This is a genomic window from Pseudomonas sp. lyk4-R2A-10 (assembly GCF_030209075.1).
In the GTDB taxonomy this organism is placed as follows: domain Bacteria; phylum Pseudomonadota; class Gammaproteobacteria; order Pseudomonadales; family Pseudomonadaceae; genus Aquipseudomonas; species Aquipseudomonas glycinae.
The window spans coordinates 592,904-609,356 of record NZ_JARVSR010000011.1 but is presented as its reverse complement, the minus strand read 5'-3'; the positions used below and the strand labels follow the sequence as shown (position 1 = coordinate 609,356).

General features: G+C 60.4%; 16 protein-coding genes. 13 read left to right on the top strand and 3 right to left on the bottom strand.

Annotated elements, in window-relative coordinates:
* Window positions 1-111: 111 nt before the first annotated feature.
* Complete coding sequence (locus tag QRN46_RS19955) at window positions 112-2,394, top strand: putative bifunctional diguanylate cyclase/phosphodiesterase (protein WP_285356732.1); 2,283 nt, start codon at window positions 112-114, stop codon at window positions 2,392-2,394.
* Here QRN46_RS19955 and QRN46_RS19950 read toward each other — a convergent pair.
* Window positions 2,285-3,181, bottom strand: coding sequence for an NAD(P)-dependent oxidoreductase (locus QRN46_RS19950; protein ID WP_011332805.1), 897 nt, complete (start codon window positions 3,179-3,181; stop codon window positions 2,285-2,287). The genes QRN46_RS19955 and QRN46_RS19950 overlap by 110 nt on opposite strands.
* Before the next feature lie 196 nt (window positions 3,182-3,377).
* On the opposite strand from QRN46_RS19950, the gene QRN46_RS19945 reads away from it, so the two are divergent.
* Entirely contained in the window at window positions 3,378-5,579 is a 2,202-nt protein-coding gene (locus QRN46_RS19945; protein WP_011332804.1) for a hypothetical protein, read from the top strand.
* 292 nt (window positions 5,580-5,871) lie between these two features.
* Here QRN46_RS19945 and QRN46_RS19940 read toward each other — a convergent pair whose 3' ends face one another.
* Entirely contained in the window at window positions 5,872-6,177 is a 306-nt protein-coding gene (locus QRN46_RS19940; RefSeq protein ID WP_201816769.1) for a DUF2288 domain-containing protein, read from the bottom strand.
* A 352-nt stretch (window positions 6,178-6,529) separates the two neighbouring features.
* Here QRN46_RS19940 and QRN46_RS19935 point away from each other — a divergent pair, with 352 nt between their 5' ends.
* The 9 genes from QRN46_RS19935 (at window position 6,530) to QRN46_RS19895 (ending at window position 14,174) form a co-directional block, all read left to right on the top strand.
* Window positions 6,530-7,657, top strand: coding sequence for a branched-chain amino acid ABC transporter substrate-binding protein (locus tag QRN46_RS19935; protein WP_201816771.1), 1,128 nt, complete (start codon window positions 6,530-6,532; stop codon window positions 7,655-7,657).
* Window positions 7,658-7,888: 231 nt separating this feature from the next.
* Window positions 7,889-8,812: a high-affinity branched-chain amino acid ABC transporter permease LivH gene (gene livH / locus QRN46_RS19930; RefSeq protein WP_007959165.1), complete on the top strand. Its 924-nt coding sequence runs from the start codon at window positions 7,889-7,891 to the stop codon at window positions 8,810-8,812.
* Entirely contained in the window at window positions 8,809-10,065 is a 1,257-nt protein-coding gene (locus tag QRN46_RS19925; RefSeq protein WP_011332801.1) for a high-affinity branched-chain amino acid ABC transporter permease LivM, read from the top strand. The genes livH and QRN46_RS19925 overlap by 4 nt, the downstream gene beginning before the upstream one ends.
* Window positions 10,062-10,829 (top strand): high-affinity branched-chain amino acid ABC transporter ATP-binding protein LivG, encoded by a 768-nt coding sequence (gene livG, locus QRN46_RS19920; protein WP_011332800.1) that lies wholly within the window; start codon window positions 10,062-10,064, stop codon window positions 10,827-10,829. The genes QRN46_RS19925 and livG overlap by 4 nt, the downstream gene beginning before the upstream one ends.
* Window positions 10,830-11,531 carry an ABC transporter ATP-binding protein gene (locus QRN46_RS19915; RefSeq protein ID WP_003222380.1) on the top strand — a complete coding sequence of 234 codons (702 nt, stop codon included), beginning with the start codon at window positions 10,830-10,832 and terminating at the stop codon, window positions 11,529-11,531.
* Window positions 11,532-11,688: 157 nt separating this feature from the next.
* The gene (locus QRN46_RS19910; protein ID WP_011332799.1) at window positions 11,689-11,994 is read left to right on the top strand and encodes a BufA1 family periplasmic bufferin-type metallophore; all 306 of its coding nucleotides are present in this window, start codon (window positions 11,689-11,691) and stop codon (window positions 11,992-11,994) included.
* Window positions 11,995-12,019: 25 nt separating this feature from the next.
* On the top strand, window positions 12,020-12,907 hold the full coding sequence (gene bufB, locus QRN46_RS19905) for an MNIO family bufferin maturase (RefSeq protein WP_041475510.1): 888 nt from the start codon (window positions 12,020-12,022) through the stop codon (window positions 12,905-12,907).
* Window positions 12,904-13,662, top strand: coding sequence for an HvfC/BufC N-terminal domain-containing protein (locus QRN46_RS19900; protein WP_011332797.1), 759 nt, complete (start codon window positions 12,904-12,906; stop codon window positions 13,660-13,662). Before bufB ends, QRN46_RS19900 begins: the two co-directional genes overlap by 4 nt.
* Complete coding sequence (locus tag QRN46_RS19895) at window positions 13,659-14,174, top strand: DoxX family protein (RefSeq protein ID WP_011332796.1); 516 nt, start codon at window positions 13,659-13,661, stop codon at window positions 14,172-14,174. The genes QRN46_RS19900 and QRN46_RS19895 overlap by 4 nt, the downstream gene beginning before the upstream one ends.
* On the opposite strand, the gene QRN46_RS19890 is transcribed toward QRN46_RS19895, so the two are convergent.
* Complete coding sequence (locus tag QRN46_RS19890) at window positions 14,123-15,031, bottom strand: LysR family transcriptional regulator (protein ID WP_041475158.1); 909 nt, start codon at window positions 15,029-15,031, stop codon at window positions 14,123-14,125. The genes QRN46_RS19895 and QRN46_RS19890 overlap by 52 nt on opposite strands.
* A 103-nt stretch (window positions 15,032-15,134) precedes the next feature.
* Between QRN46_RS19890 and QRN46_RS19885 the strand changes: the two genes are divergently transcribed.
* The gene (locus QRN46_RS19885) at window positions 15,135-15,734 is read left to right on the top strand and encodes a short chain dehydrogenase (protein ID WP_011332794.1); all 600 of its coding nucleotides are present in this window, start codon (window positions 15,135-15,137) and stop codon (window positions 15,732-15,734) included.
* Between the two features lie 59 nt (window positions 15,735-15,793).
* Window positions 15,794-16,447: a COG3650 family protein gene (locus tag QRN46_RS19880; RefSeq protein WP_011332793.1), complete on the top strand. Its 654-nt coding sequence runs from the start codon at window positions 15,794-15,796 to the stop codon at window positions 16,445-16,447.
* Window positions 16,448-16,453 lie beyond the last annotated feature (6 nt).

The following is a 16,453-nucleotide window of genomic DNA, read 5'->3' as shown; positions in this document are numbered from 1 at the left end:
CATTAGCACCAATGTGCCACTACCGCTTGCACGGCAAAAACCGCCTCTATACTGCAAACATTCGCCTGCGTTGATGACGCAGTAAGGACGTATTCAGAGACGGGGCATGCTATGGAGTGGCTTGGTTTGCAGTTCGTTGCCGAGCAGCCGGAGAGCGGGCAGGTCATCCTCAATTGCACACACAATCCCCTGCTGGTGCTGGTGGCTTACCTGGTCGCCTGCGCCGCGAGCTTCGCCACCCTCGACATGGCCGAACGGGTCGCCCACGCTGAAGAGCCCGGCTCGCAGCGGATATGGCGCTGGATCGGTGCAACCTGTCTGGCCGGCGGCATCTGGGCCATGCACTTCATCAGCATGCTGGCGTTCCAGGCGCCGATCGGCATTCAGTACGACCTGCCCGTGACCCTGTTTTCCCTGGTGATCGCGCTACTGGCGTCCTGGCTGGCGATGCACACCCTGAGCACGCCCCAGCCGAGCCTGCTGCAGTACCTCAAGACCGCCATCGTCATTGGTCTGGGCATCGCCGGCATGCACTACGTCGGCATGGCCGCCATCGAATCCGCCGCCTCGGCTTACTACGACCCCACTCTGTTTCTGGCCTCGATCGTGATCGCGATCGGCGCCAGCTTCGCCGCACTGTGGGTGGCCGGTTATCTGCGCGAAGGCAGCGGCCTGCACATCCAGATGCTCAAATACGTGGCGGCGCTGATTCTCGGTGCGGGCATCCTCAGCATGCATTTCACCGGCATGGCGGCGCTGCAACTGGTGCTGCCCGAAGGGCAACTGCCGACCCTGGCGTCGCAAACCAGCCATTTGCAGTTGGGCCTGACCGTCGCGCTGATCACCTTGCTGATTCTTGGCAGCGCCATCAGCGCCGCATTGGCCGACAAGAAGCTGCAGAACAAGGAGCACGATCTGCGCCGGGTCAACGCCCTGCTCAGCCAGCTGGATCAGGCACGCATGTCGCTGCAGCACGTGGCCAACTACGACGCGCTGACCAACCTGATCAACCGGCGTGGCTTCAATCAGATCTTCGCTGAAAAACTCAGCCAGAAAACCAGCGAAGGCGGGATGCTGGCAGTGATGTTTCTCGACATCGACCACTTCAAACGCATCAATGACAGCCTCGGCCATGACGCCGGCGACGAACTGCTGAAGGTCATTGCCCAGCACATCAAGGGCTCGGTGCGCGGCCATGAAGATGTGGTGGCGCGGTTCGGCGGCGACGAGTTCTGCATCCTGATCGGTCTGCGCGACCGCGAAGAGGCGCGCAACCTGGCCCAGCGCATCATGCTCAAGATGAAAGAGCCGATCGAACTGGCCGGACGGCGCATGGTGATGACCACCAGCATCGGCATCAGCCTGTTTCCCGAGGACGGGTCCACCTGCGATGAACTGCTCAAGCACGCGGATCTGGCGCTGTACCAGTCCAAGGGCGCCGGGCGCAACGGCGTGCACTTTTTCGATTCCAATCTGAAAAACCGCGCCAGCCTTGAACTGCAACTGGAGGAAGAGTTGCGCCACGCGCTGCGTCAGGAGAACGGTCTGCTGCTGTATTACCAGCCGATCTTCGAACTCAAGACCGGCAAGGTTACCAAGCTTGAAGCGCTGATCCGCTGGCAGCACCCGGTGCACGGCCTGCTCACCCCGGACCGATTCATTGCCATCGCCGAAAACAACGGCCTGATTGCCGAACTCGACAACTGGGTCCTGCGCAAGGCCTGTGAGGACCTTGGCGAGCTGTCGCGCCATGGCTGTGAAGAACTGAAGATTGCCTGGAACTGCTCACCGTTGAATCTGGCCCGGGAAGAACTGGCCAATGAAATCGAGCATGCCTTGCGCAGCGCCGGGGTCGCGCCTGAACGGCTGGAACTGGAAGTCACCGAAAACGCCTTGATGGGCAACATCGCCAACACGCTGGTGCTGCTTCGGCAGATCCGCGCCCTCGGCGTGTCACTGTCGATCGACGACTTCGGCACCGGCTATTCGTCGCTGGCCTATCTCAAACGCCTGCCGCTCAACACCCTGAAGGTCGACCGCTCGTTCATCCTCGACATTCCCAAGGCCACCGCCGACATGGAGATCGTCCAGGCGATCATCGTCATGGCGCACACCCTGCACTTGCAGGTGGTCACCGAAGGCGTCGAAAGCCTGGAGCAATACGAATTCCTGGAGCGCTCGGGCTGCGACTTCATTCAGGGTTACCTGCTCAGCCGCCCGGTGCCACTGGCCGAACTGCGTCCGGTGCTGGAGGAAATCAATCAGCGCAAACACGCGCACGCGGTCAATCCGTTGAGTCTGGCGCGCGGTACATTTGCACCAGTGTCGCTGGATCCTTCTGCAAAAAGCCTTGTGCCCCATGCAGGCGCATCAGTTGTGCGGCCAATCCGCTGATCGGCGTGGCCGAGCCGGTTTCCCGGGAAAACTTGACCGCGGTATCCAGATCTTTCAGCAGCGTGCGCACGTGCCACTTCACCGGCTCGAAACGGCTTTCGGCCATTTGCGGGGCGAGGATCTGCAACGGTCTGGAATCGGCAAAACCACCGGCCAGCGCTTCGGCAATCAGGCTGGCATCGACCCCGGCCTGTTCGGCCAGCGCCACCACTTCGGCAATCACCAAGGCGTTGCAGGCGACGATCATCTGATTGCAGGCCTTGGTCACCTGACCGGCGCCCACGCCGCCCATGTGTGTGACCCGCTGCCCGAGTTCGAGCAGCACCGGGCGTACTCGCTGCAGATCCGCCTCGGCACCGCCGACCATGATCGCCAGGCTGCCGGCCTCGGCCCCGACTACCCCGCCGGACACCGGCGAATCGAGCCAGGCCATGCCCGTCTTGTCGGCCAGCTCGGCTGCCATCTCACGGGTCGCCGTCGGTTCGAGGCTGGAAAAATCCACCAGCAACTGACCGGGTTTCGCCCCTTCGGCCACGCCCGCCGGGCCGAACACCACTTCGCGAACCACCGCGGTGTCCGCCAGGCACAGCATCACCACGTCAGCCTGTTCACAGAGTTCAGCGGGAGTCGCCACCTGCCGGGCGCCAGCCTCGACCAGCGGCGCGCACTTGGCCGGGTTGCGGTTCCACACGGCCAGCGGATAGCCGGCGGCCAGCAGACGGCGGCACATCGGCAGGCCCATCAGACCGATTCCGGCAAACCCCAACGAAGGTCGCGTTGACATCATTTAGCCTCCTTTTGATTAAAGATCGCCGAATAATGGCCGATCCATCATCAATCAGGAAAGGATTCCCCCGCGCGACACTCAGGCCATAACCCTGACGCACGGGCCAAATACGCGCAGAAAAAAGACGCGAGATTCCCATTCCGTGAGGCTCGACGACAGCGGTCGCCGACCAACCAGTCCAGGTATATGGCGCACAATGACTTCTAAAAACAATCCGGCCACTGCGGTATCCGATCTGACTCTGAGCCCAGCGGCGAACAGCCCTGCCCCGATGAAGCCATTGCCACCCTCGCGTCCGCTGGGCACCCAGCAATACCTGTACTTCACCGAAACCAATACCGACCGCATCCTCGACAACCTTGATGGCCTGCGTGACCTGGTATTCCCGCGCCCGCCGCACCTGGAAGGCGACAACGAACAGCACAACGATCAGGAATTCCCGTCGGTGTGCCTGATCGGCCTCGGTCGCTGCGGCTCCAACATCGCCCTCGACGTGGCGGAGCTGGTGTACAACGCGCGCAAGTTCTACCTCAACGAATTCAACAACGAGGATCGCGCGGCTGACCGTCGCCTGGCCTCCGACAAAGGCTACAGCCCGGCCCAGTGGATCAAGCAGAATCTGCGGATCGGCCCGAACAAGTCGACCAAACCGGTGTTCCTGGTAGAACCGCTGGTGATGCTCGGCGATCTCGACAAGGACATTGCCGGGCGTATCCGCTTCTCGCGCAAGGGCGAAAAGAGCGGTTTCCTGCGCGACTACAGCAAGATGAAGATCATGGACTTGTCGGAAGTCCACGCCGGTGGTGCCGGTAACGCACCTATTCTCGGCCAGTATCTGGCGAAGATCATCCTGAACAAGGACACCCAGCGCTTCTCCAGCCCTGACTGGAAAATGATCCACTCGTACCTGATCGACAGTTGCGGCATCAAGGCCAACCAGTCGCGCCTGTATTTCTCGATCTTCAGTGCCGGCGGCGGTACCGGTTCGGGCATGGCCTCGGAATTCGGCCTGGCCCAGCAGCACTCGTACATGAACAAGACGTTCGACACCAAGCCGATGGACGAGCACGACGGCAAGAGCGGTCATTCGTTCGTGTTCGAACCGATCTTCACCAGCGGCATCTGTGTGCTGCCGAACATTTCCGACCACCGCAGCGAAATGTCCGAGGCGCTGCACATCAACGCCGGTCGCCTGCTGTGCAAATACCTGTCGGAAGAATGGGATTTCTCGTACAACTTCGCCAACGAAGACAGCAGCGAAGCCAGCGTCATGGGCCGTATCCGCCCATGGAACGCGATGATGCTGATCTCCAACGACATCATGCGTTATGCCGAAGAGAGCGATGACGGCAACATCCAGAACATTGATGTCAATGCGATGGAGAAGCACGCCAACCAGTACATCTCGCAGCAGATCTTCAACATTCTGACGGCCCAGGCGGTCACGACCGACTACGACCAGAACTATTTCCGCCGCGCCGGCATCGACATCGGCGAGACCATTCGCCTGGACGCCAACGACCTGTTCATGAGTCTGGCCGGCCCGGTGGCGATTGCCTACGCCGAGTCGGTAGTGCCGGAAACCCCGCCGCCGAGCAGCGACAAGTTCAAGGTGTTCGACAAAGAGCCGCAGCGCCTGAACATCGACGACCTGTTCTTCCGCTCGATCGATCTGCCGCACTTCAACAAGGTGACCCAGGCCATCGAAGGCATCAGCCTGCTGCCGATCGAGTCCAAGCGCTATCGCGCGTCGCTGGAGCAGTACAAGAACTCCGGCTACGATGCCGCCGCGCTGCATGACCTGCACTTCTTCAAGAATTGCTCGTCGGTGGTCTCGATCGTTTCGCTGCCGAAAGACTACAAGCTGTCGTACATGGACCTGAACCGGTTGAAGACCCACCTCAACAGCCTGTTCCCCAACACCACGCTCAAGCGCTACGCGCTGGTGATCGGCGCCTCGGCCAACCTGTCGCTGACCACCCTGATCGCCAAGAGCCCGTGCCTGTCGGACGACTTCCTGACGCTGATCGTGGCGTTCATCAAGCGTTGCTTCGCCAAGACCCCGTACCGTTTCGACGAGACCCTGGACAACTCGATCCTCGATTTCATCATTCAGGAAGAGTTCGACGAGGACCGCATCGACGACCTGCTCAACGAATTCGAGAACCCGGCGAAGATCCTCGATACCAACTGGTACGCGATCAAGCCGATGTACGAGAAGAAGTACCGCGAACTGATCAACGACAAAGAGAAGTTTGTCTCGATCAACGACATTCGCCTGTCGCGCGATTGCGTGAAGAAGTCGATCAAATACTTGCGCGAGATCTACCGTCACCGGATCGGCAAGACCAAGGTTATTTCCCTCAATAACCACACTGGCAAGTCTTACTCGGTCTGACACCAGACCGAGGCGCCCCTATCGCGAACAGTTTCGCTCCCACAATGGAATGCATTTCCTGTGGGAGCGAGCCTGCTCGCGATAAGGCGCTCAAATTCCCGGTTTATTCGGCCTTCCCAACATCCCGAAACAATTAAGCAGCCGTTAGGCTGCTTACTAAACTGTGCCCGTTACGTTTACGTCACCGTTATGCCACCTACGCTTGTGGCATTTCTCTACGGCAACGTGCCATCACGCTACTCCGCTACACACTTTTTGCCGACATGCACTCGCACCAACAAGGTGCAACCCGTCAGGCCACTGCCCTTTCCTGGACCAGGATCCATGGCCGGACCACCACCGCCCACATCTCTGGATCACGCTCGAAAATATCCAGCGCCCGCGTTTCAGACAGCTTGGCGACCTTGTCTTCGGCCAGCCAGGCAGCGACTTTCTCGCCCTGATCCGCCGCCACGGCCTCGGCGACCGCGATCAAATCCAGGCTGGCGTCGACCCACAATAGGGCACCCTGGGCGTAGAAGCGCTCCAGCTCTTTCCAGGTAATAGATGCGGTTTCACCAAGCAGCTTGGCATAGAGGGTGCTAGGTTCTTGATTCATGGGACTGTCCGGAAAAGAAATCGGCGCGAATGATAACGTCGGTGGTCCGGCAGAAAAACCCGGTTGCAAAAGGCCGTACCGAACGAAAAGAGCAGGAACGCCAAGGAATGCTGATGATTGGGGTATAAGCCCTCTGAACGTCCCGCCGCAATTCTGTCTTTTTCTTTCATTTAAGCGACACCCTCAGGTTTTGCCCCCTGGCGCCAGCTTCCCAGGCCAACAACCGGCGCTCTACACTGTACCGGTACAGTTGCCGGGGGCTTTTCCGGAGGGTATCGCCTAGATATCTGTCCCGGTTCTGCTGCTACGGCGTCAGGACTCTAAAAAAATACAACAGTAAGAGTGGAGCACTATGACTAAGGCTACTAAGCAGATTTCCAAACTGTTTGCCGCTATGGTTCTGGCCGGGGTTGCCAGCCATTCGTTCGCAGCTGACACCATCAAGATCGGTATCGCCGGCCCTAAAACCGGTCCAGTAGCCCAGTACGGCGACATGCAGTTCAGTGGCGCGAAAATGGCCATCGAACAGATCAACGCCAAAGGCGGCGTCGACGGCAAGAAGCTCGAAGCCGTTGAATACGATGACGCCTGCGATCCAAAACAAGCGGTAGCAGTCGCGAACAAGGTCGTCAACGACGGCGTCAAGTTCGTGGTCGGTCACCTGTGCTCCAGCTCCACCCAGCCTGCTTCGGACATCTACGAAGACGAAGGCGTGATCATGATCACGCCGGCTGCCACCAGCCCGGACATCACCAACCGTGGTTACAAAATGGTCTTCCGCACCATCGGTCTGGACAGCGCCCAAGGCCCTGCAGCCGGTAACTACATCGCCGATCACGTGAAGCCGAAAATCGTCGGCGTGCTGCACGACAAGCAGCAGTACGGTGAAGGCATCGCCACCGCCGTCAAATCCACCCTCGAGAAGAAAGGCACCAAGGTTGCCGTGTTCGAAGGCGTCAACGCCGGCGACAAGGACTTCTCCGCGATCATCGCCAAGCTCAAGCAAGCCAACGTCGACTTCGTCTACTACGGCGGCTACCACCCGGAGCTGGGCCTGATCCTGCGTCAAGCCCAGGAAAAAGGCCTGAAAGCCAAGTTCATGGGTCCGGAAGGCGTGGGTAACGACTCGATCACCCAGATCGCCAAGGACGCTGCCGAAGGCCTGCTGGTGACCCTGCCGAAATCCTTCGACCAGGATCCGGCCAACGTGGCCCTGGCCGATGCATTCAAGGCCAAGAAAGAAGACCCGAGCGGCCCGTTCGTGTTCCCGTCCTACTCGGCGGTTGAAGTGATTGCCGAAGGTATCAAGGCTGCCAAGTCCGAAGATGCTGCCAAAGTAGCTGAAGCCATCCACAAAGGCACCTTCAAGACTCCGACCGGCGACCTGAGCTTCGACGACAAGGGCGACCTGAAGGACTTCAAGTTCGTGGTTTACACATGGCACGCTAACGGCCCAAAAACTGAAGCGTCGCCTCAGTAAGGCGCTGCCTGACTGACTGCCAATAAAGCCCACGGCGTGCCGTGGGCTTTGTTTTACGAACGTATTGGGCCGCGCTGGCGTGATCCGCCAGTCTCCCCACCTGAAAATCTCAAAACCGTCATCAGCGGTTCGCTGGCAAAACCCGGATTCGAAGTGGATATAGATCCACGGGGCCGGGCGGGAAAATGACTCCACCAGTGAAATGCGTATCAGGTTTTTAGGAGCGCTGTAATGCCTGACATCTATCACTTCTTCCAACAGCTGGTTAACGGCTTGAACGTTGGCAGCATGTATGCCCTGATCGCCATCGGCTACACGATGGTCTACGGCATCATTGGAATGATCAACTTCGCCCACGGCGAGGTGTACATGATCGGTTCCTACGTGGCGTTCATCGCCATCGCCGGGCTGACCATGATGGGACTCGAAAGCGTCCCGCTGTTGATGACCGTGGCGTTCATCGCCAGCATCGTCGTCACCAGCTCCTACGGATACAGCATCGAACGCATTGCCTACCGCCCGTTGCGCGGCAGCAACCGTCTGATCCCGCTGATTTCCGCGATCGGTATGTCGATCTTCCTGCAGAACACGGTTCTGCTGGCGCAAGACTCCAAGGACAAAGCAATCCCCAACCTGATTCCGGGCAACTTCGCCTTCGGCCCAGGTGGCGCACATGAAGTGCTGATTTCCTACATGCAAATCGTGGTGTTCGTGGTGACCCTGATCGCCATGCTCGGCCTCACGCTGTTCATCTCCCGCTCTCGCCTGGGCCGCGCCTGCCGCGCCTGCGCCGAAGACATCAAGATGGCCAACCTGCTGGGCATCAACACCAACAACATCATCGCCCTGACCTTCGTCATCGGTGCTGCGCTGGCGGCCGTCGCGGCCGTGCTGCTGAGCATGCAATACGGCGTGATCAACCCGAACGCCGGTTTCCTCGTCGGCCTCAAGGCCTTCACCGCCGCAGTGCTGGGCGGGATCGGCAGCATCCCCGGCGCCATGCTCGGCGGGCTGGTGCTCGGGGTGGCGGAAGCCTTTGGCGCCGATATCTTCGGCGACCAATACAAGGACGTCGTGGCTTTCGGCTTGTTGGTTCTGGTGCTGTTGTTCCGTCCGACCGGCATTCTGGGCCGTCCGGAGGTTGAGAAAGTATGACTAGGAATCTTAAACAGGCGTTGTTCAGCGCCTTGCTGGTCTGGGCCGTGGCCTATCCGGTACTGGGCCTGAAACTGACTATCGTCGGCACCAATCTGGAAGTGCACAACACCAGCCCGGCCATTCTGGCGACCATCGCCATCTGCTCGGTGCTGATGTTTCTGCGGGTGCTGTTCAACCAGCAGATCAGCAAGGCGTGGCGTTCGTCGCCGGGCATGCCGCTGATCCCGGCCAAGGCCAGCAACTTCCTGACCCTGCCGACCACCCAGCGCTACTTCATCATCGCGCTGATCATCGGTGCGCTGGTGTGGCCGTTCTTCGGCTCCCGCGGCGCAGTGGATATCGCGACGCTGATCCTGATCTACGTGATGCTCGGCCTGGGCCTGAACATCGTGGTCGGCCTCGCCGGTCTGCTCGATCTGGGTTACGTCGGCTTCTACGCCGTCGGCGCCTACAGCTACGCGCTGCTGTCGCACTACTACGGCCTGAGCTTCTGGATCTGCCTGCCGATTGCCGGCCTGATGGCGGCGACGTTCGGCTTCCTGCTCGGCTTCCCGGTGTTGCGTCTGCGCGGCGACTACCTGGCGATCGTGACCCTCGGTTTCGGGGAAATCATCCGCCTGTTCCTGCGTAACCTGACCGACATCACCGGTGGTCCGAACGGGATCAGCAACATCGAGAAACCGACGTTCTTCGGCCTGACCTTCGAACGCAAGGCCGCGGAAGGCCTGCAAACCTTCCACGAGTATTTCGGCCTGGAATACAACTCGATCAACAAGGTGATTTTCCTCTACCTGGTTGCCCTGCTGCTGGCGCTGGCCGCACTGTTCATCATCAACCGCCTGCTGCGCATGCCGATCGGCCGTGCGTGGGAAGCGCTGCGTGAAGATGAAATCGCCTGCCGTGCGCTGGGTCTCAACCCGACCGTGATCAAGCTCTCGGCGTTCACCCTGGGTGCGAGCTTCGCCGGTTTCGCCGGCAGCTTCTTCGCCGCCCGTCAGGGTCTGGTGACGCCGGAGTCGTTCACCTTCATCGAGTCGGCGATCATCCTCGCCATCGTGGTGCTGGGAGGCATGGGCTCGCAGCTGGGCGTGATTCTCGCGGCCGTGGTGATGATCCTGCTGCCGGAAATGATGCGTGAGTTCAGTGAGTACCGCATGTTGATGTTCGGCGCCCTGATGGTGTTGATGATGATCTGGCGTCCACAAGGTCTGCTGCCGATGCAACGCCCACACATGGAGTTGCGCAAATGAGCCGCGAGATCCTTAAAGTCGAAAACTTGAGCATGCGCTTCGGCGGCTTGCTGGCGGTCAACGGCGTGGCCCTGACTGTCAAGGAAAAACAGGTGGTGGCGCTGATCGGGCCGAACGGCGCGGGCAAGACCACCGTGTTCAACTGCCTGACCGGCTTCTACCAGCCATCGGGGGGCAGCATCCTGCTGGACGGCGAGCCGATCCACGGCCTGCCGGGCCACAAGATTGCCCTCAAAGGCGTGGTGCGGACCTTCCAGAACGTGCGCCTGTTCAAGGACATGACGGCGGTCGAGAACCTGTTGATCGCCCAGCACCGTCACCTGAACACCAACTTCCTGTCCGGCCTGTTCAAGACCCCGGCGTTTCGCAAGAGCGAGCGCGAGGCCATGGAGTTCGCCGAGTACTGGCTGGAAAAGGTCAACCTGAAAGAGTTCGCCAACCGCCCCGCCGGCACCCTGGCCTACGGTCAGCAGCGTCGTCTGGAAATCGCCCGCTGCATGATGACCCGTCCGCGGATCCTCATGCTCGACGAACCGGCGGCCGGCCTGAACCCGAAGGAAACCGAAGACCTCAAGGCGCTGATCAGCGTGCTGCGTGAAGAGCACAATGTGACTGTGCTGCTGATCGAACACGACATGAAACTGGTCATGAGCATTTCCGACCACATCGTCGTGATCAACCAGGGCACGCCCCTGGCCAACGGCACGCCGGAAGAGATCCGCGACAATCCTGAAGTGATCAAAGCCTACCTGGGGGAAGCGTAAATGCTGCAGTTCGAAAACGTTTCCACCTTCTACGGCAAGATCCAGGCCCTGCACAGTGTCAACGTCGAAGTCCGCCAGGGCGAGATCGTGACCCTGATCGGCGCCAACGGTGCCGGCAAGTCCACGCTGCTGATGACGCTGTGCGGTTCGCCGCAGGCCCACAGCGGCAGCATCCGCTACATGGGTGAGGAACTGGTCGGCCAGGACTCGTCGCAGATCATGCGCAAGAGCATCGCCGTGGTGCCGGAAGGCCGTCGGGTATTTGCCCGTCTGACCGTCGAAGAAAATCTGTCCATGGGCGGATTCTTCACCGACAAGGGCGACTATCAGGAACAGATGGACAAGGTTCTCGGACTTTTCCCACGCCTGAAAGAACGCTTCAACCAGCGCGGCGGCACCATGTCCGGCGGCGAACAGCAAATGCTCGCCATCGGCCGTGCGCTGATGAGCAAGCCGAAATTGCTGCTGCTCGACGAGCCGTCGCTGGGCCTGGCACCGATCATCATCCAGCAGATCTTCGACATCATCGAACAATTGCGCAAGGACGGTGTGACGGTGTTTCTGGTCGAGCAGAACGCCAACCAAGCGCTGAAAATCGCTGACCGTGCGTACGTTCTGGAGAACGGCCGGGTGGTGATGCAAGGCACCGGCGAAGCGCTGCTGACCGACCCGAAAGTGCGCGAGGCGTACCTCGGCGGTTGATGGATCGCTTCAAACAGAAAACGGCCTTCGGGCCGTTTTTTGTGCCCGGCAAAAAAAACTTTTACCGATCGCTGTAACGCATCGCCAAGTCGTTTCTCTAGTGGGGCAAGCAAGCGCAATCGCTTGTTCAAACCCAAGTTCAAACCGGAGAAACATCATGACTGCTACCACCCGCACCCTGTCCGCCACTGCCCTGGTTCTGGCCCTCGGTTCTGCTCTGAGCATCGCTGCCGTCTCTACCGCCCACGCTGCTGACGACAACATGGAAAAATGCTTCGGCGTGGCCATGAAAGGCAAGAACGATTGCGCCGCAGGCGCAGGCACCACCTGTGCCGGCACCGCGAAAATGGATCATCAGGCCAACGCCTGGAAGCTGGTTCCGAAAGGCACCTGCACCACCACCGAAAGCAAAACCTCGCCGACCGGTTTCGGTCAGCTCGAAGCGTTCAAAGCCAAGTCCTGATCCGGGAGCCGCCCGAGTGTCGATCATGATCACATCCTGCGACCATGCCTTGCGCCGCACTCGGGCAGCCCTCACCGGGCTCCCGTCCCGTGCCGGGCTGGGGCTCAAGAGCGAGCACTTCAGCGAAGTGCTCGATTCACGTCCGGACATCGGTTTTTTCGAAGTCCACGCCGAAAACTACATGGTGGCCGGCGGCCCGTTTCATCATTTTCTGGGCTTGATTCGCGACGCGTATCCGCTGTCGTTGCATGGCGTCGGGCTGTCCATCGGTGCCGAAGGCGCGCTGGATGTCCAGCACCTCAAACGCCTGTCAGCGCTGATCGAGCGCTATCAACCCCACTCTTTTTCCGAACACCTGGCCTGGTCGAGCCATGGCCCGGTGTTTCTCAATGATTTACTGCCCCTGGCGTACGACACGCCGACGCTGAATCGCGTCTGCGATCACATCGACCAGGTGCAGAACACCCTCAAACGCCCGATGCTGCTGGAGAACCCGGCAACCTATCTGGCCTTCCAGCGCTCGACGATCGACGAAGCGGAATTCATCCGTGAGGTCATCCGGCGCACTGGCTGTGGTCTGTTGCTGGACGTGAACAACGTCTACGTCTCGTGCATCAACCATCAGCGCGCCCCCCTGGCTTATCTCGACGCACTGCCGCTGCACGCGGTGGGCGAGATTCATCTGGCGGGGTTTGCTGAAGACTCCGACAGCCTCGGTGATCGCTTGCTGATCGATGATCACGGCGCACCGATCGATCAAGCCGTCTGGTCGTTGTATCGAAAAGCGCTGGAACGTGTCGGCCCGGTGGCGACGCTGATCGAACGGGACAATCAGGTGCCGGCCTTCAACATGCTGTTGGCGGAAGCGCAGCAGGCCGATGAGCTACTGCTGTGCGCGGGAGGTCGGCCATGAGCACTCAAGCCGCATTCAGCGCAGCGTTGCTCGATATCGACCTGCCCTGCCCCGACGGTTTGTGCAGCGCCAACGGCGCCGATCCGGCCAGCCGTTTCGCGGTGTATCGCAACAATGTTCAGAGCTCGTTGATCAACGCACTGGCCGACAGTTATCCCGTGGTGGTGCAGTTGGTGGGGGACGAATTCTTTCGGGCCATGGCCGGAGTTTTTGTGCAAAGCCATCCGCCACACAGTCCGTTAATGAGCGATTACGGCAGTGAGCTGGCGGACTTCATCAGCAAGTTCGGACCTGCCGCGAGCGTTCCCTATCTGGCCGATGTCGCGCGGCTCGAACGCTTGCGCACGCAGGCCTACCACGTTGCCGATGTGTTACCCCTCAGTCAGGACCTGATCGCTGCTGTATTTGCAGATGTCGATGCACTCAACGAACTGCGTATCGGCCTGCACCCTTCGCTGCATCTGCTCGATTCAAGCTTCGCCGTGGTGGACGTCTGGGCCGCGCATCAGCACGACGCGACGCTGGCCGGGATCGATCTGCACCACGCCCAACACGCTTTGATCCTGCGCAACGGACTGGAGGTCGAGGTGTTCGCCATGGATAGCGGCGCCAGCCAGTTCATTCGCCAGCTCAAGGCCGGCCACTCACTCACGCAGGCGCTGGAATCCGCCGAGGCCTTCGACCTCAGCCAGACCCTCGCCCTGCTGATCAGTCGCCAAGTCATCACTCATTTCCATCCAAAGGTGTCGTCATGAACAGCCTCATTGTCCGCGCCATCGCGCTGCTGGAAAAAATCCCCCACAGTCTGATCGCTTTCATCGCGCGTTTTTCCATCGCAGCGGTGTTCTGGAAATCCGGGCAGACCAAGATCGAAGGCCTGGCCGTCGACCTGATCGATGGCACCTTCGAGTTCGGCTGGCCGCGTCTGGCCGACTCGACGATTCCACTGTTCAAGAGCGAATACCACGTGCCCCTGCTGGCGCCGGAAATCGCCGCACATCTGGCCGCGTTTGCCGAGCATTTCTTCCCGGTCCTGATCCTGATTGGCTTCGCCACGCGTTTTTCGGCACTGGCATTGCTGGGCATGACCCTGACCATTCAGCTGTTCGTGTATCCGGATGCGTACCCGACCCACGGCACCTGGATGGCGGTGTTGCTGTACCTGATGGCGACCGGGCCAGGCAAACTGTCGATCGATCACCTGATCGCCAGGCACTACAACCGGTCCAGCGCCTCGCCGCTGAGCTTGAACCAGCCGATCAGGTAATCTGCCAGCACCTGGGTGCGTTTCGGTAGACCGCCCTGATACGGGTGCACCAGATACATCGGCATGCGTCGGGTCTGAAAATCGCGAAGGAGCCAGCGCAATCGGCCGTCAGCCAATTCCGCCTGCAACAGGTAGGACGGCAGGCGAGCGATCCCGGCGCCGGCCAATGCGGCTTTCTTCAACAGGTTATAGTGATTGCTGGCGAACGGCCCCGACACCCGCACCCGCAGCAGTTCGTGCTGCTGGTGATAGAGCCATTCCTCGCGACCGCTGTAATGACTGTTGAGCAGGCAACGGTGCTCGGCCAGCGCCTGCGGCGTCAGCGGTTCGCCAAAGCGCTCCAGATATTCAGGACTGGCGCAGGTCATTTCCTGCCAGGCCAGCAGCGGCTTGGCCACCAGTCGCTCGTCATTGGCCACCTCGGTGCGGATCGCCAGATCGAAACTGTCGCGAGACAGGTCGCGGTAGCTGTTATTCAGCTCCAGTTCGATCTGTACCTCGGGGTATTTCTGCGAGAAATCCAGCAGCAGACCGTCGAAGAAGGTTTCCCCCAGCGACACCGGAACCGTCATACGCACCGGGCCGGCCATGTCGTCCTTCAATCGCGCCAATGCCTGACGCGCTCGCTCCACCTGGACGACAAGCGCCTGAGCCTGTGGCAACAACGCCGCACCGGCCGCCGTCAGGCTCAGCCGACGCGTGGTGCGTTGCAGCAACACCACGGAAAACCGCGCCTCCAACTGACTGATGCGCTTGGACAACTGCCCCTTGCTGCACCCCAATTGCTGCGCCGCCAAGGTAAAACTGCCGGCTTCGATCAACACCGCGAACGCCGCCAGATCATCCATCTCGCTCATGGATTGTTTCCATTTGAAAACCAAAGGTTGCCCATTAGTGCGCTTATCCGCAGAAAAAACCACTCTAGACTGAAACCTCGTTCAATCACTTGAGGCAATCACGATGAAAATTCTGTTGATCGGCGCGGGCGGCACCATCGGTTCGGCCGTGGACAAAGAGCTGTCGCAGCGTCATGAAGTCATTCGTATCGGCCGCAGCAGCGGCGATTTCCAGGTGGATATCAGCGACAGCGCATCGATCCGCAAGCTGTTCGAACAGACCGGCAAGTTCGACGCGCTGGTCTGCGCCGCCGGCAACGTGACCTTCGCCCCGCTGGGTGAAATGACCGAAGACAGCTTCGCCCTCGGCCTCAAAGACAAGTTGATGGGCCAGGTCAATCTGCTGCTGATCGGCCGCGAATTCGCCAACGACGGCGCATCGTTCACCTTCACCACCGGCGTGCTCAGCCACGATCCGATCCGCAGCGGCGTCTCGGCTGCACTGGTCAACGGCGCGCTGGACAGCTTCGTCCGCGCAGCGGCCATCGAACTGCCACGCGGCCTGCGCGTGAATTCGATCAGCCCGACCGTGCTGGTCGAAGCCATGGGCAGCTATGCCCCGTACTTCCGTGGCTACAAGCCGGTTCCTGCGGCGGATGTGGCATTGGCCTACGCCAAAAGTGTCGAAGGCTTGCAGACAGGTCAGACATTTCACGTGGGCTAAACCCTTGTGATGAACGGTCAGCCTGCGTAACGTGGCGGCACTTGTCTGGAGAGCCAAAGATGCGTGTTGCCCGTTCCCTGATCGTTGTTGCCCTGCTCCCGTTGTTTGCCGCGTGCCAGTTGTTCGATGGTGCGCGGGAAAGCGCCTCCCACGTCGGCCAGACGCGGATGCAGGGGCAACTGACCGCTACCGACGGCAAACTGGTGTTCCAGGCCTGCGGCGAGCAGCGCCAGTACGTGGTCAATGACGTCGGCGGCACCAGCGTCCTGCAGGAGGCCGCCACCCTGGCCGATCAACAGGGCAAGCTGTTCGCCGACGTGCGCGGGAAGATCGCCGGCGATCGCCTCGACCTGACCCAGCTCTATCGCGTCGAACGCTCCGGCACCGCCTGCGACGACCCCAACTTCAAACAGCTGATCCTGCGCGCCGCCGGTCATGGCCCGGAATGGAACGTCAAGGTCAGCGGCAAGGGCCTGGTCATCGACCGCGAAGGCCAGCCACCGCTCGCCGTGCCTTACGTCGAAGAGCAACTGGGCGACGGTCGTTTCAACCTCAGCAGCGAAGCCAACAACCAGCGCATCGAGTTGTGGGTCGCGCCGCAGCGTTGCGTCGACAGCAGCACCGGCAGCGTGCAGCACATGAGCGCCGAGTTGCGTATCGACGGCCAGGTACAGCGCGGTTGCGGGTATTTCGGCGGTTCGCGTAACGACTGATCGTTT

What these genes read in the sequence shown, in the direction of transcription:
- QRN46_RS19925 (WP_011332801.1), top strand. Translation starts at nt 8,809, where the DNA reads ATGACTAGGAATCTTAAACAGGCGTTGTTCAGCGCCTTGCTGGTCTGG.
- QRN46_RS19890 (WP_041475158.1), bottom strand. Translation starts at nt 15,031, where the DNA reads ATGAGCGAGATGGATGATCTGGCGGCGTTCGCGGTGTTGATCGAAGCC.
- QRN46_RS19940 (WP_201816769.1), bottom strand. Translation starts at nt 6,177, where the DNA reads ATGAATCAAGAACCTAGCACCCTCTATGCCAAGCTGCTTGGTGAAACC.
- QRN46_RS19950 (WP_011332805.1), bottom strand. Translation starts at nt 3,181, where the DNA reads ATGATGTCAACGCGACCTTCGTTGGGGTTTGCCGGAATCGGTCTGATG.
- QRN46_RS19895 (WP_011332796.1), top strand. Translation starts at nt 13,659, where the DNA reads ATGAACAGCCTCATTGTCCGCGCCATCGCGCTGCTGGAAAAAATCCCC.
- QRN46_RS19955 (WP_285356732.1), top strand. Translation starts at nt 112, where the DNA reads ATGGAGTGGCTTGGTTTGCAGTTCGTTGCCGAGCAGCCGGAGAGCGGG.
- QRN46_RS19935 (WP_201816771.1), top strand. Translation starts at nt 6,530, where the DNA reads ATGACTAAGGCTACTAAGCAGATTTCCAAACTGTTTGCCGCTATGGTT.
- bufB (WP_041475510.1), top strand. Translation starts at nt 12,020, where the DNA reads ATGATCACATCCTGCGACCATGCCTTGCGCCGCACTCGGGCAGCCCTC.
- QRN46_RS19945 (WP_011332804.1), top strand. Translation starts at nt 3,378, where the DNA reads ATGACTTCTAAAAACAATCCGGCCACTGCGGTATCCGATCTGACTCTG.
- QRN46_RS19880 (WP_011332793.1), top strand. Translation starts at nt 15,794, where the DNA reads ATGCGTGTTGCCCGTTCCCTGATCGTTGTTGCCCTGCTCCCGTTGTTT.
- livH (WP_007959165.1), top strand. Translation starts at nt 7,889, where the DNA reads ATGCCTGACATCTATCACTTCTTCCAACAGCTGGTTAACGGCTTGAAC.
- QRN46_RS19910 (WP_011332799.1), top strand. Translation starts at nt 11,689, where the DNA reads ATGACTGCTACCACCCGCACCCTGTCCGCCACTGCCCTGGTTCTGGCC.
- QRN46_RS19885 (WP_011332794.1), top strand. Translation starts at nt 15,135, where the DNA reads ATGAAAATTCTGTTGATCGGCGCGGGCGGCACCATCGGTTCGGCCGTG.
- livG (WP_011332800.1), top strand. Translation starts at nt 10,062, where the DNA reads ATGAGCCGCGAGATCCTTAAAGTCGAAAACTTGAGCATGCGCTTCGGC.
- QRN46_RS19900 (WP_011332797.1), top strand. Translation starts at nt 12,904, where the DNA reads ATGAGCACTCAAGCCGCATTCAGCGCAGCGTTGCTCGATATCGACCTG.
- QRN46_RS19915 (WP_003222380.1), top strand. Translation starts at nt 10,830, where the DNA reads ATGCTGCAGTTCGAAAACGTTTCCACCTTCTACGGCAAGATCCAGGCC.